This is a genomic window from Moraxella sp. TY6, from assembly GCF_048551375.1.
In the GTDB taxonomy this organism is placed as follows: domain Bacteria; phylum Pseudomonadota; class Gammaproteobacteria; order Pseudomonadales; family Moraxellaceae; genus Faucicola.
Genome location: NZ_JBLYZJ010000004.1, coordinates 58,225 through 71,831, shown reverse-complemented (window position 1 = coordinate 71,831; position 13,607 = coordinate 58,225). Strand labels below are relative to the sequence as shown.

Here is a 13,607-nt window from a genome sequence, read left to right as displayed (position 1 = left end):
CATGAATAAACTAACAACCCAACTGAGCATCGACATCCCAATCAAACATACCAAGCCCAAAATCGCCTTTATTGATGATGAAGAGCGTATTTTACGTAGTCTAAAAATGCACTTTCGTGACACCCATGATGTTTTCATCACCACCGACCCACAAGCTCTCATTAACTACGTCAGCACCCACGATGTCAAAGTCGTGGTCAGCGACCAACGAATGCCAAAACAACTGGGAACAGAAGTCTTGCGAGCGGTCAAAGAGGCTTCTCCGCATACCGTGCGAATTTTATTGACAGGCTATGCCGACCTCAATGCCGTGATTCACTCGATTAATGAGGGTGAAATTTTTCGCTATATCACCAAACCTTGGCATACCGATGAACTCAAAAATGTCGTGCAACAAGCCACTGATATTGCCACCCAAACCAAACAAGCCTTTGATGAAACCATCCAGACCTCTACGCAACCCTTAGCCTTACGCCGAGTATTGGTGCTAGATGATAATGAGCTGGTCTATCAGCAAATGCGTCAACAATTTGGGCATTTAATCATTGACTGGGCGTATTCACTGGAGCGTGCGGTGCAACTGTTAGAACAGCAACAATATGGCGTGGCGATTACCGATGTGAGTTTGGGTGGGGAAAATATCTCGCCTGTGATTTTTAACCTAAAACAGCAATTTCCAGAACTGGCGGTATTGGTATTAACTGAGCTAAAAGATGCTCATACCTTGATTGATTTGATTAATAAAGGGCAAGTGTACCGCTATTTACCACGCCCCACCAATCTGCCCATGCTCGAACTGAGCATTCAGCGAGCCTTTGACTATCATCAAGCCTTGGTCAATCAGCCCAAACTACAACTTCGCCATACCGTGAGTGAAATCACCGAAACTGAAAAAGTGACCTTGTCGGATAAAGTGAAAGGCTTTTTTGCTCGCTTTCGTGGGCGTAAAACTACAATGGCTTAATAATCATGGCGTAGTGTCGTCATAGCCCTCTATTTCTTAGACCAAACCCAATAAATATCGTATTGTAGGGGCGTATTGAATACGCCCAACATTTGACATCTTAAATAGGGCGTAAGCATTACGCCCCTACGACTTTAACTTTTTGGTTTGGTATTGAAGATGGCATTCGAGGTAGATTCAAAAAATTAACCCATCAAAAAATCGCTCCATTGAGCGATTTTTTATGTCAAATTAAACGATATTATGCTTGTTGATACACTGGGAATTTGGCACAAATTGCTGTGACTTTCTCACGCACTTCGGCAAGGACTTTTTCGTCACCACGACTATCTAACACATCACAAATCCAACCTGCCAATTCTTTGACTTCGGCTTCTTTAAAACCACGAGTCGTTACCGCAGGCGTACCGATACGGATACCCGAGGTCACAAAGGGTGATTTAGGGTCGTTTGGCACAGCGTTTTTATTGACAGTGATATACGCATCGCCCAACCATTTATCCGCTTCTTTACCTGTGATGTCTTGTTTGATGAGGCTGATTAACATCAAGTGATTTTCTGTCCCACCTGACACGATATCATAGCCACGAGCCATAATGACTTCTGCCATCGCTTTGGCATTTTTTACCACTTGTTGTTGGTAGGTTTTGAAGTCATCGCTAAGGGCTTCCTTAAAGCAAATCGCTTTGGCAGCGATGGCGTGCATCAGTGGACCACCTTGATTACCGGGGAACACCGCAGAGTTGAGTTTTTTCTCAATGTCTGGGTTGGCTTTGGCAAGAATCAAGCCTGAACGTGGGCCTCGCAAGGTTTTGTGGGTAGTAGTGGTGGTCACATCAGCGATTTGCACTGGATTTGGGTACACGCCTGCCGCCACAAGACCTGCCACGTGAGCCATATCCACCATCAAATACGCACCAACACTGTCAGCGATTTCACGGAATTTTTGCCAATCCATCACTTGTGAATACGCTGAAAAACCTGCAATAATCATTTTTGGTTGATGTTCTTTGGCAAGGCGAGCCACTTCGTCATAATCCACCAAACCATTTTCATCAATACCATAATGCACGGCATTGTAGGTTTTGCCCGAGAAGTTGACGCTTGCACCGTGGGTCAAGTGTCCTCCATGAGCAAGGCTCATACCCAATACCGTGTCGCCTGCCTCTAGCAATGCCAAAAATACCGCACTGTTTGCTTGGCTACCTGCGTGTGGTTGGACGTTAGCATAGTCTGCACCAAATAATTGTTTGGCACGGTCGATGGCAAGTTGTTCTACCACATCAACGTATTCACAGCCACCATAGTAACGTTTGTTTGGGTAACCTTCGGCATATTTGTTGGTCAATTGGCTACCTTGGGCTTCCATCACGGCTGGTGAACAGTAGTTTTCTGAGGCAATCAGCTCAATATGGCTTTCTTGACGCTGTTCTTCATTGTCCATCGCTTGGGCAAGTTCAGGGTCAAATTGGTGAATGTTGATATTTTGAAACATGGCAAATTCCTTGGCAAACACAAAAAGAGATAGGGAAAATGGGCAAAACAAAAAAGTCTGCTTAGTGTAACATGAATTGGTTTTTAAGTTATAGCCCATTCCGCAACATTAGCTGAATTTCTCTCAACAAAAAAGACAGCCCTCCAATTGTAAAGGACTGTCTTTGGTATTAAATGGCATTTTTGCGATTGGGTTACTGTTGATTTAAACAACCATATTATTGTTTATTAACCAACGGTTTTTCGACCCAACCTTCCCCTTTATCGGTGGTCACCAATAAAAATCCATTTTTTTCTTCACCCATATATACCAATTGGTCAGCTTGGCTAAGGGTGTTGATGACTTGCTTTTTATTGCTATTGGCATATAGTTTGACAGAATTAAGCTTGCTCACCAACATATCACCGCTTTGCAATCCACCATCTGTGGCGGTATCGGCTTGCTTAGCAAACACTTTATTAACCCCTAACGAGTCCGCCATTTCTTTGGTGGCATTTTTTGCCCCTGTCACGGTGTTTGCTGTATAGCCAATCTCGCCCACCACATTGCGGATGGAGTTAATACTATCCAAAAAACCTGCTTGGGCAGAACTCATCAGACCCAAAGTTATTGTAACAAATGCTAATTTTTTTGCCATATCCGTGATTTTCATAGATTACTCCAACTTTTATGTTTTGGGCGTATGTAGTACACCCCTACAAAATATACTTATTTGTCATTTAAACAAGTATCATCCAACGTTTATGATTATAAATTTTATTTTAGTATTGGTAAATAGAACAACTTATTTATACTAAAATATTTTTTGTAAATTCAGCCAAAAATAATTCACTTATCAATAATTTACGTCCTTGCCAATCGTATAATGTGGTACGTTGCCAGCCTTTCTCAGTTTTATCAAACCAACGTTTATCCAACACCGCCCCACCTCGCCCAAACATCACATAACCGATGGGCGTTGTCCCCAAATTGGCAAGTTGGCGTGCCTCACCTGTCAGACTTACAAACGGAAACACCGACCGAGCTGATACCCACGCCTCGCCATCGGCTTGCCCATACAGCAATGCCTCACGCACCCATGCACTGTGTGGACGGTTGGCGGACAGTCCGAGTTGTTGGGCTTCAACACGGCTTAACCGCTCACGCCCTTCAAATTGCGGACGCACCGTCAACCGTTCACCTGTCAAGGCTTCGATTTTGGCAGTCAATGAGCCTTGAGCCATCAGCCAAGGGCGTAATACAGGCAGTATCTGCTGAAGATTGGCATGGGCGTGGCAATCCATAGCGGTCAATGACAAAAAAGGTGTGGGTAATCGCCCCATAATCGCAAGCCTTAATAACGGTAAATAAATCCCCTATTTTACCCAATACAGCATTTTTTTTGTGTTTTTTTGACAAAACTTTGCTACGCTATTACCAATTTCTTTGATTGCCAAAATACCAAATGCCCAAGCTAATTTTATTTAACAAACCCTTTGGGGTTTTAAGCCAATTTCGCCAAGATGATAACAATACATTTGCCACACTGGGTGATTATTTTCGTGATAAATCCTTGCGTGTGGCTGGGCGACTGGACGCAACATCCGAAGGGCTGTTGTTATTGACCGATGATGGGCAAGTCAATAAAGCCCTTACCCACCCACCCAAAGCCAATCAAGGCAAAAAGCAAGGCAAAACCTACTGGGTGCAAGTCGCAGGGTTCGCCACTGCCGAGCAGTTAGCACAGCTTCGCCAAGGCGTAGCACTCAAAGACGGCTTGACCTTGCCTGCCCAAGTCGAGGTACTAGACAGTGAAGCGGTGGAAGCCCAAATTTGGCAAGCCCCTGAGGGGGTCGGTAAACGCAAAATCAATACATGGCTAGCCATCACCATCTTTGAGGGCAAAAATCGCCAAGTCCGCCGAATGACTGCCCATGTCGGTCTACCGTGTCTACGTCTGATTCGTATGGCAAGCAGTGGCTTTGAATTAGGGCAACTGGGCGTGGGCGAATCACGGCAAATTGCCCTCACCGCATTGGAGTTACAGCGATTGGGGATAGCAAGTCAACAATGCAAGCCTATTGATTAACATGGCTTCCAATTTGATTGGGTCATAAACCAACAAAAATTTATATTTTAAGATTGATGTATTTTTATACATCGTAGGTTGGATTGAGTTTACAAAACCCAACAATTTAATGTTTATGTTGGGTGTCATACTTCGACCCAACCTACAAATAACGATGTTTAAATCTCTCCCAACCTCCTCTTTATGAAAGAGGGGGCTTTTGAACTGCAAGGAATTTTTATGATAGCCGTATATTTTCAAGTGGATAACACCACGCTAGACCAACTCAAACAAGCCCAAGGCGATAACCTACTCCAACAAATTGAGGCGTTAGAGGGTCAAGCCAACATTCCCCAAGTGGATATTGGTAAATTATGGGACGTGATGCACTTTATCTTGACCGAAAAATCCGCCAGCACCCCTGTGCCAGACAGCCCATTTAGTGAAATGTTGGTAGGCGTTGAAACCTTTAGCGATGATGAAGACGCTGATTTTATCGCTTATTGTACTTGGGCGGAGATTGCCGAAATCGTTGAAGCCTTAGAGCAAGTCAACTTTGCCAAACGCCTTGAGAAAATGAAGCTCAAATCCTTACGTCAAGCCAAGCTATTTCCAGAAGGCATTTGGAATGATAAAAAACCCAATCTTGATAAAGAACTATTGGCTTCATTTAATGAGTTAAAGGCGTTATATGAAAACGCCCTTGATGGTGGGGATAATGTGGTGGTGACGATTTTGTAGTTAGTTTTTACGAGAGTGTTTATAAGCTTGATTATAATACTGCCACTCATCGACTTCATCACCGTTACTTAGCTGGCAGATGACGTAGTTTTTACCTTGCTTATCTTGACGAATCAAAGAGATACCGCCTGTTTTGCTACAATAGGCTCTGGCAGGATTGGCGGTCACTGAATCACGACCACCACTGTTCTCATTCGCATCATTAGTATTGGTGCGACTCAATAGGGAAGATTGTGATGAACTAAAATTATTCGTCAGCATAGATGATTGACTTTGACAGCCCACCAATAACAACATGGCTAAGGCAGATAGGCTATTTTTTAAGTAAAATACCCAACGGCTTTGACGGTTGGCTGTATCAGTTGTTGCAATATCACGCATAATCGCTCCCTTGTATTAAAACTCAATCAATAAATCTACCAAAATAATAGACTTAAATCGACAATATACGAATACATATATTATACAAGAAATCAGGAAGCGATGACACACTATCACTCAATAAAAAATCCATAAAAAAGCAAAGTTACCAAACACATTTAAAATTTGCTTGATAACTTTGCTTGATAACTTTGCTTGGCGTTTTATATTACTATAATTGCCAATGAAAACAATTGACAATCAAAAGCTGTTATATTAGTTAACGCTTTGTGGTGCAAGAATGGTCATTTCTACACGGCGGTTTTGTTCGTATGATGAACCAAACTGGGTAGTCGCACCACGACCCACTGAGCTGATACGGCTTGGGGCAACACCTTGGTTAACCAAATACTGAGCCACTGCATTGGCACGGTTTTGTGACAATGTTTGGTTAGCAGCTGCATTGCCTTCTACTGACGCATAGCCATTCACTTGAATTGAGCTTTGGTTGTAGGTATTTAGGGTTGATGCCACTTTATTTAGGGTAGGATAAAAACCTGATTTGATATTGTAACGAGCCACATCAAAGGTAATCGCTTCTGGGATAGACAAGTTGATGTTGTTGGTCACTGGGTCACGGGTCACTTCGATACCTGTACCTGCCGTTTGTTCACGTAAGCGAGCTTCTTGTTGTTGCATGTAGTAGCCAACGCCTGCACCCAATACTGCACCAATCGCAGCATCACGACCTGTTTTTTCGCCACCAGTGGCTTTTGATACGCCTGCACCTGCAACTGCACCCAATAGACCACCGATAGCGGCTTTATTTTGTGCATTGATGGTTGTGCCTGTTGGGCTAGTGGCACAGCCAGTTAAGATAACACCTGATGCTAAAGTGGCTACTAATAATTTAGTACGCATGAGAATACTCCTCAAGTTTTGGGTAGATTAGATAAATTATATCACTGTATTATTAATATCAATAAATGGAAACATTATATAAGGTGCTTTCCATCTACTTAGTTGGCATCAACTAACCAAATTAAAATTGTAAGATTTATTCGCTAAATAAAATGATTAATCTGTGTTAGTTCTTGCTGATGTGATTATTATGCCGTAATTCACCTTGCTGTTTGTAATATTTTGTCATACCTTATGGTATCATTGGTTAATTTGTTACAAAATATGTTTTTCTATGGTGACTGTTCATCACAACATGGCTTTGTTACACTAACCACCATGATTTCACCCTATCATCGTTAGGATTGCCCCATGACTTGCCCAACTGCCTCGACAAAAGCCACGCCCACTTTTTTCCAATCTGCCCTAAGTAAGCTTCGTGAAGTCGCTCCACCAGTAGCAAAAGCCACCACATTTGTGACGACAGCAGGGACGATTACCAGTAATTCCTTGTTATTGGGGTTGCCATTGTGGAGTATGGGGGCGATAAAAGCGTTAACGGGTAGTCAAGTAGCAGATAAATCCGTACTAAAAATGGCTAATTATTGGATTCGCACCAATAACCATTTGATTAATAAGCTATTACCGCAAATTGATTTACGAGTCAGTATGCCTGACAGTGTGTCAGAAAATGGCAAGTATATTCTGTTAAGTAACCATCAATCATGGGTGGATACCACACTGATTCAATATATTAGTGATAAACGTTTGCCATTGACCCGTTTTTTTACCAAGCATGAGTTATTGTATATCCCTGTGGTGGGACAGGCGTTTTATTTTTTGGATTTTCCGATGATGAAACGCTACTCTAAAGAAGCGATTGCCAAAAATCCTGCCCTAAAAACCCGTGATATCGAAGAAGCCAAACGAGCGTGTCATTTATTAATGGGTAAACCTTTTACTTTGCTGAATTTTATTGAAGGGACTCGCTTTACCCCCCAAAAGCACGCCAAACAAAAATCACCCTATCAGCATCTCCTCAAGCCAAAAGCAGGGGGCGTGGCATTGGCTTTGGGGGCATTGGGCGATAAAGTGGATGGCGTACTGGATATGACGATTGTTTATCCAGATGGCATTCCGACTTATCAAGATTTATGGCAAGGCAATATTCGCCGAATTGGGGTGGATATTCGTCCTATCGAAGTGCCAAAGGATTTGTTAGACCGTTTGTTAGCAGGGCGTTTTAGTGATGATGCTCAAACCAAAGCCGATGTGTATGAGTGGCTAGACCAACTATGGCAACAAAAAGACCAACGTATGCAAACCATGTTGGCAGAATTTAACAACTAAATCTCCATTTTTATGATGCCCCAATTTTGAGTAGCTTATGAACCCAACCATGCCTAATACGCCTAATACCTCCAACGATACAATCCCCCTTATCCCCACACCCAACCAAAGTCAAACACCGCCTAGCCGTTGGCAGTTGATTTATGATATGGCGATGTTGGTGTTAATTGTCATTGATTTATTTTTGATGGGGCTAGACAGCCTATTAACCAGTACCTTTATGGCATCCATTGGTCGATGGCTTGGTTTTGCTGATTTATTAATGGCGTATCAACAGCATATTCATGGCCCGCTCAAAACATTGGGCGGATTTTTCACCATTTTCTTGGTGGCGGAATTGGTGGTGCGTTGGGGGTTAGCAATTTACCAAAAACGCCATTACCGTTGGTTTTTCTTCCCCTTTGTACATTGGTATGAGGTGTTAGGCTGTTTACCGCAATTACGTGCATTGCGTTTGTTACGTGCAGGGGTGATTGGCTATCGTTTGCACCAAATGGGCTATAAAGTCGTCCCAAAAAGCTGGCTAAAAACTGCCAAATTTTATTATCACGTGGTATTGGAAGAGATTTCTGACCGTGTGATTTTGACAGCAATTGAGAATATCCGTAGCGAATTGCAATTCACCAATGGTCGGTTGGTACAAAATATCATTGATAAACACCGCCTTGAGATACAAACCGTGATTGTCGAGCTACTCGAACAAGAAGTGACCCCCTTACTTAGCACCCCTACCAATCAACCGCCCAAATTTGCCGAACCACTTGCCAAACAAGTCGGTGAAGCCATCCAACAAGCCTTGGTCAACACCCCAGAGCTACGCCGTATCATGCGGATGATTCCCATCGCAGGCGGGCTGATAGAAAGCCAAATGCTAGGGCTTGGGCAACATATTGGGGAAAATCTCACCTTATCGTTAAGCAAAAATCTGACCCAACCCGATACCCTCAAAACGGTATATCAAGAAATTGCCGAACAACTTTCCAAAGTTGACACCACCAGCCCTGCCCTTGAAAAACTAGTCGGCTCAATTATTGAAGAAAGTTTGACAGCCCTCACCGAGCAAGTCAAAATACAACAATGGAAACATCAAGCAACTGGAATCAAACTGTGAGCACAACCGTGACTGCGACCGAATCAACCATCAACAATAATAGTAAAGATAACAGCAAAAATAACAGTGAAAAAAATGCCATCACTGATACCCAACCCCTTGCTGTGACCGATAAAACCAGTGATACCTTACCTGTTAAAATCAAACTGACAGGGCGTATGCTGAGCTTTAGCCGTCTAAATATCGAAGGGGACGATATCGAAAAAATCCGTGATAAACTCACCCAAAAACTGGGCAAGCAACACCAAACCAATTTACCCGTTTTGGTCAGTTGTCAGCACTCTCTCGAACTTAAAAAACTATGGGAGATGCTGTGGCAACTGGGGTTGCAACCGATTGGCATCATCACAGGCTTATTGGATGAACAAGCCAAAAACCTCAAAATCGCCATCTTTCCTGCCGATGGTGAACGTATTGATGGCAAGCATAAAACAAAAGCCAAACAACCCACCGAATCAACCCAAACACTAACAGCCACACTGGCTCAACCAACCACTGCCCCCAACCCAGCTACCACCTCAGACACTGATAGCACCCCCTTTGAACCAACCAATACAAGCCTTACAGATGGCGATAACTTTTTACAAATCCCCAATCATTATGGCTCACACGTGGATGGCGACCTTGTTTGTCAATATATGCTCCGCTCAGGACAAAGCATCAATCATGTGGGCGGTGACGTGATTTTGACTCAAGGTATCAACGCAGGGGCAGAAGCCATCACCGACTATAGTCTACACGTCTATGGCAAAGCCGAAGGGCGTTTGGTGGCAGGGGCAACAGGCGACAAAAATGCCAAGATTTTCTGTTTACGCTTTAATCCGTCCTTGGTATCGGTCGCAGGCACTTACTGCCTAAAAGAAAATATCCCCAGTGAATGTATCAATCAAGCCGTGCAAGTCAGCTATCAAGACGGAAAAGGCTTGGTATTTAGTCTGATGAATAATTAGGCTATGATGGATTTTTTTATGATAAACTAACACTTTATCACTATCCAACCTATATCGCAAAATAATAGGAGAACGCCACGTGGCAAAAATTATTGTTGTAACTTCTGGAAAAGGTGGCGTGGGTAAAACCACCACCAGTGCGTCATTTGCCACAGGATTGGCATTACGTGGTTTTAAAACAGTCGTCATTGACTTTGACGTAGGACTACGTAATCTCGACTTGATTATGGGCTGTGAAAATCGCATCGTGTATGACTTTGTCGATGTCATCACAGGTAATGCTCGCCTGTCACAAGCCTTGGTCAAAGATAAAGAACTGAACAACTTATTTATCCTCCCTGCCAGCCAAACTCGTGACAAAGACGCACTCACTGATGAGGGTGTGGCAGAAGTCATGGCAGAACTTTCCAAACAATTTGACTATATCGTGTGTGACTCTCCTGCAGGGATTGAACGTGGGGCTCAACTCGCCATGTACCATGCAGACGAAGCCATCATCGTCACCAATCCTGAAATCTCCTCCGTGCGTGACTCTGACCGCATCATTGGTATTTTACAAAGTCGCACCAAAAAAGTCGAAGAAGGCACAGGTTCTGTACGTGAACACCTTGTCATCAACCGCTACAATGCCGAACGTGCCGAACGTGGCGAAATGATGGATATTGATAGTATCTCCAAAGACATTCTAAAAGTTGCATTGTTGGGCGTAATTCCTGAAAGCAACAGCGTGCTAGAAGCCTCCAACCAAGGTGTACCTGTCATCATGGACAAAGACTCCAAAGCAGGGCAAACCTATGATGATATGGTGGCTCGGTTTTTGGGTGAAGACCGTCCCTACCGCCATATTGATGTGAAAAAGAAAAGTTTCTTACAACGTTGGTTTGGGGGTTAAGATATGAAAAAAGGATTCTGGAGTAGCCTTTTTGGTAGCGAACACAAATCAAACAGTGCCAATACCGCTGCCGAACGCCTCAAAGTCATCGTAGCCAGTGAAAACCGCCTACACAACCGTCTCACCCCTGAGCGTATCGAAAAAATGAAGCGTGAAATTCTTGCCGTGGTGAATACCTATGTATCTGGCGTACAAATTGATGATGTCAACATTCAGCATCATACCGAAGCCAATATGGAAGTATTGGAAATGAACATCAACTTGCCAGAACGGCTGTGATTTGAATGGTGTAGGTGCGTCATACGCACCTTTTAACACCTTGAATTTATAGCAAAATTCCTGTAACACAGGACAAACTATAGCGTGGGGTAGCCGTCTTTTTGGCGTAACCCACGGAATTTAAATGCAGTAAGCAAACTAAACAATATTATACCAAACCCAAAAGGTAAATTCGTAGGGGCGTATTGCATACGCCCTGTTTGCAGTGCTAAATCTTGGACTTATGCCTTGCGAAGTGGAAGACCGCCACCCTTCGACAGGCTCAGGGCGAGCGGTGTTTATTATAACTTCAGAATCACTATACAATACGATGAATTGATAAAACGATATCTTACCGCATCCGTTTGATTAAATTGTCTTTTTGAATAAACTGATGATATAACGCCCCACCAACATGTAATGCAGTAAATACCAACAGCAATGCCCATAATAAATTCTTGTGCATTTTTTCAAAGAAATTCTCTAAATCACCATTTTCACTCACAAACGCTGGGATATCAAACAAGCCAAAAAAGCTCACACCTTCACCCGAAAACATCACGGTCAACCAACCTGCGATTGGCATGGCAAGCAAAATCACATACAACATCAAATGGGTAAAATGCGAAATACCTGTTTGCCATTTTGGCATTGGGACAGGGGCAGGGATTTTTTTGAGTGTCAACACACGATTCACCAAACGTGCCAACGTCCACAGTAATACGCTCAAACCAAAGGCTTTATGATAGTCCAAATAGGTATCATCAATGGCATCATCATTCATTTCAATCATCACCCAAGTGACGAATAGCAGTATCAAACTCGTCCAATGAAACACCCGTGTCATCAATGACCATTTGGTAATACCATGTGACTGTAGGGGTTGACTCGTGGGTAATGGTGCGTGTAATGTCATAACAAATTCTCAAAAATAAAATAGGGCTATCTCAAATTAACTATCAAGGTCAACCAAGAAATGTGATAATTTATCTAAGTTGGGTATGATACACAGTTCGTCTTGTAAAATCACTGGTTGATAGACAAAATCATGTTCTGTTACTTTAGTTTTATACCCAAGCTTTTCTGATTCAGCAGGAGCTTGAATATTTTCCAACATTTTTGGGTACAGTGTCGCAAGGGTCTGATGATATATTTCATCATCAGCATCTTTGAGATCCGCAATACGTACCGAATGAAATTGTACTTCACCCGCAATTTGTAAGCCAACCCGATGCACATCAGTGGCACTTTCTAGAACTAGCAGATAGTCTGATTGTTGTTCTTTAGGCAGTAATTGATAGACAAATACTTCTTGTCCTTGCCATAAATACGTCCAAATTCGCTCATGATAGGGTGTGATAGCCAAGATAAGTGATTTGGGAATAATCCAATCAGGGCCTTCAACCACAGGAATACGAGCAATATCTAAATGCCCTTTGGTGACACTCAGTAGACCAATACTATCATGTCGACTTATATCATCTATTAAATCATTTGCCATAGGATTCTCGTTAATTATTTAGGAATAACTATTTAGCAACAGCCATCTAAGGCATTATCTTTAGGCATCCGTTTGGTTTTGCAGAGGGTAATCAAGGCTTGAGCCATTTCTTTTGGCGTTGCCACATAGTCGACTTCCCCTGTATCAATCGCACTTTGTGGTTGACTGGTACAGGTGCTACCAATGGGATTTTGCACCCAAATGCTACTGCCATTATGTTTGGCGTATGGAACGGCATCTTGCCCATCATTGCCCATACCCGAAAAGATAATATTAATCAAATTATTACCAAAAGCATCACTACAGTTGTGAATAACTTGGCTAATATTAGGCTTATAGATGCCTTGCCACGGTACTTTTTGGATAATCACTCGCCCATTCGAGTCGCATACGATGGATTGCTCAATAGGTATAATATGACATCGCCCTGATAATAATTGTTGAGTTGTGGTAACTACCTCGCAACGCCAATCATTATGACGATTCAGAACACGTGGTAAAGTATTGAGCATATTTTGGTTAAAATGTTGGGCTAATAAAATCGTAATTGGCAAGCTTGCAGGTAGTTCATCCAAAAACTCTTTGACCGCTAAAGGTCCACCCATTGAAGCCCCCAATAATACCACATACCGCCAAGGCTCAATACCACAAATATTTTCTTCATCTTTGGGTAATAAATCGGGGCGTAGCAAGGTCTGAGCTAATTTGCGTTTGAGTTGACGTTGCCATTTGGCGTAGGGTTGGCTTTCATTAATATAAGGAGCTGGCACAAATCCGACTAATACCACATATTTATAGGTAGCTTGAACCGTCTGCTCAATGGTCTGCAATACCTCATAATCTGCTTCGGTATCCACCAACCACACGTCTACAGGTTGTTGAAAGTGTTTTGCAGTCAGTTGCTCAGTTGATAAACAATCAATCAAATCAAAGCCCCACTCACGAATGGTATCGCTAAAAGCCAAGCGTTGCTGATTACTTTCAGCAACGACAATGAACTTTAGGGGTGGATTGGTCTGTCCTGCGACTTCATACATG

The 13,607-nt window shown here is 42.8% G+C and carries 16 protein-coding genes; 8 read left to right on the top strand and 8 right to left on the bottom strand.

Translation table 11 applies throughout. The features are described from left to right. Position 1: 1 nt before the first annotated feature. Positions 2-964 carry a response regulator gene (locus ACK1U4_RS04185; protein ID WP_419400361.1) on the top strand — a complete coding sequence of 321 codons (963 nt, stop codon included), beginning with the start codon at positions 2-4 and terminating at the stop codon, positions 962-964. A 241-nt stretch (positions 965-1,205) separates the two neighbouring features. On the opposite strand, the gene glyA is transcribed toward ACK1U4_RS04185, so the two are convergent. The 3 genes from glyA to ACK1U4_RS04170 form a co-directional block, all read right to left on the bottom strand. Continuing rightward, the gene (gene glyA / locus ACK1U4_RS04180; protein ID WP_419400362.1) at positions 1,206-2,459 is read right to left on the bottom strand and encodes a serine hydroxymethyltransferase; all 1,254 of its coding nucleotides are present in this window, start codon (positions 2,457-2,459) and stop codon (positions 1,206-1,208) included. Positions 2,460-2,676: 217 nt separating this feature from the next. Then, positions 2,677-3,111 (bottom strand): hypothetical protein, encoded by a 435-nt coding sequence (locus ACK1U4_RS04175; RefSeq protein ID WP_419400363.1) that lies wholly within the window; start codon positions 3,109-3,111, stop codon positions 2,677-2,679. Between the two features lie 136 nt (positions 3,112-3,247). Beyond that, positions 3,248-3,781, bottom strand: coding sequence for a chorismate--pyruvate lyase family protein (locus ACK1U4_RS04170; protein ID WP_419400364.1), 534 nt, complete (start codon positions 3,779-3,781; stop codon positions 3,248-3,250). Between the two features lie 122 nt (positions 3,782-3,903). On the opposite strand from ACK1U4_RS04170, the gene ACK1U4_RS04165 reads away from it, so the two are divergent. Together ACK1U4_RS04165 and ACK1U4_RS04160 are read left to right on the top strand one after the other, a co-directional pair. Next, the gene (locus ACK1U4_RS04165; protein WP_419400365.1) at positions 3,904-4,527 is read left to right on the top strand and encodes a pseudouridine synthase; all 624 of its coding nucleotides are present in this window, start codon (positions 3,904-3,906) and stop codon (positions 4,525-4,527) included. A gap of 219 nt (positions 4,528-4,746) precedes the next feature. Then, positions 4,747-5,247 (top strand): YfbM family protein, encoded by a 501-nt coding sequence (locus ACK1U4_RS04160; RefSeq protein ID WP_419400366.1) that lies wholly within the window; start codon positions 4,747-4,749, stop codon positions 5,245-5,247. Here the strand turns inward: ACK1U4_RS04160 and ACK1U4_RS04155 are convergent, their stop codons facing one another. Together ACK1U4_RS04155 and ACK1U4_RS04150 are read right to left on the bottom strand one after the other, a co-directional pair. After that, positions 5,248-5,628: a DUF333 domain-containing protein gene (locus ACK1U4_RS04155; protein ID WP_419400367.1), complete on the bottom strand. Its 381-nt coding sequence runs from the start codon at positions 5,626-5,628 to the stop codon at positions 5,248-5,250. Between the two features lie 255 nt (positions 5,629-5,883). Further along, positions 5,884-6,528 (bottom strand): OmpA family protein, encoded by a 645-nt coding sequence (locus ACK1U4_RS04150; RefSeq protein WP_419400368.1) that lies wholly within the window; start codon positions 6,526-6,528, stop codon positions 5,884-5,886. A 351-nt stretch (positions 6,529-6,879) separates the two neighbouring features. Here ACK1U4_RS04150 and ACK1U4_RS04145 point away from each other — a divergent pair, with 351 nt between their 5' ends. The 5 genes from ACK1U4_RS04145 (at position 6,880) to minE (ending at position 11,089) form a co-directional block, all read left to right on the top strand. Further along, positions 6,880-7,857: an acyltransferase gene (locus tag ACK1U4_RS04145; RefSeq protein WP_419400369.1), complete on the top strand. Its 978-nt coding sequence runs from the start codon at positions 6,880-6,882 to the stop codon at positions 7,855-7,857. 37 nt (positions 7,858-7,894) lie between these two features. Further along, positions 7,895-8,968 carry a hypothetical protein gene (locus ACK1U4_RS04140; protein WP_419400370.1) on the top strand — a complete coding sequence of 358 codons (1,074 nt, stop codon included), beginning with the start codon at positions 7,895-7,897 and terminating at the stop codon, positions 8,966-8,968. Next, positions 8,965-9,918, top strand: a complete 954-nt coding sequence (gene minC, locus ACK1U4_RS04135) for a septum site-determining protein MinC (protein WP_419400371.1) — start codon at positions 8,965-8,967, stop codon at positions 9,916-9,918. The genes ACK1U4_RS04140 and minC overlap by 4 nt, the downstream gene beginning before the upstream one ends. Before the next feature lie 79 nt (positions 9,919-9,997). Further along, positions 9,998-10,810 (top strand): septum site-determining protein MinD, encoded by an 813-nt coding sequence (gene minD, locus ACK1U4_RS04130; RefSeq protein WP_419400372.1) that lies wholly within the window; start codon positions 9,998-10,000, stop codon positions 10,808-10,810. Positions 10,811-10,813: 3 nt separating this feature from the next. Next, on the top strand, positions 10,814-11,089 hold the full coding sequence (gene minE, locus ACK1U4_RS04125) for a cell division topological specificity factor MinE (protein ID WP_419400373.1): 276 nt from the start codon (positions 10,814-10,816) through the stop codon (positions 11,087-11,089). Positions 11,090-11,420: 331 nt separating this feature from the next. Here minE and ACK1U4_RS04120 read toward each other — a convergent pair whose 3' ends face one another. The 3 genes from ACK1U4_RS04120 to ACK1U4_RS04110 are packed head-to-tail and all read right to left on the bottom strand — an operon-like array spanning position 11,421 to position 13,606. After that, the gene (locus ACK1U4_RS04120) at positions 11,421-11,984 is read right to left on the bottom strand and encodes a cytochrome b (RefSeq protein WP_419400374.1); all 564 of its coding nucleotides are present in this window, start codon (positions 11,982-11,984) and stop codon (positions 11,421-11,423) included. A 36-nt stretch (positions 11,985-12,020) separates the two neighbouring features. Then, a complete protein-coding gene (locus ACK1U4_RS04115; protein ID WP_419400375.1) occupies positions 12,021-12,569 on the bottom strand; it encodes a hypothetical protein in 549 nt (182 codons plus the stop codon). A 32-nt stretch (positions 12,570-12,601) separates the two neighbouring features. Beyond that, positions 12,602-13,606, bottom strand: coding sequence for a chemotaxis protein CheB (locus ACK1U4_RS04110; protein ID WP_419400376.1), 1,005 nt, complete (start codon positions 13,604-13,606; stop codon positions 12,602-12,604). Position 13,607 lies beyond the last annotated feature (1 nt).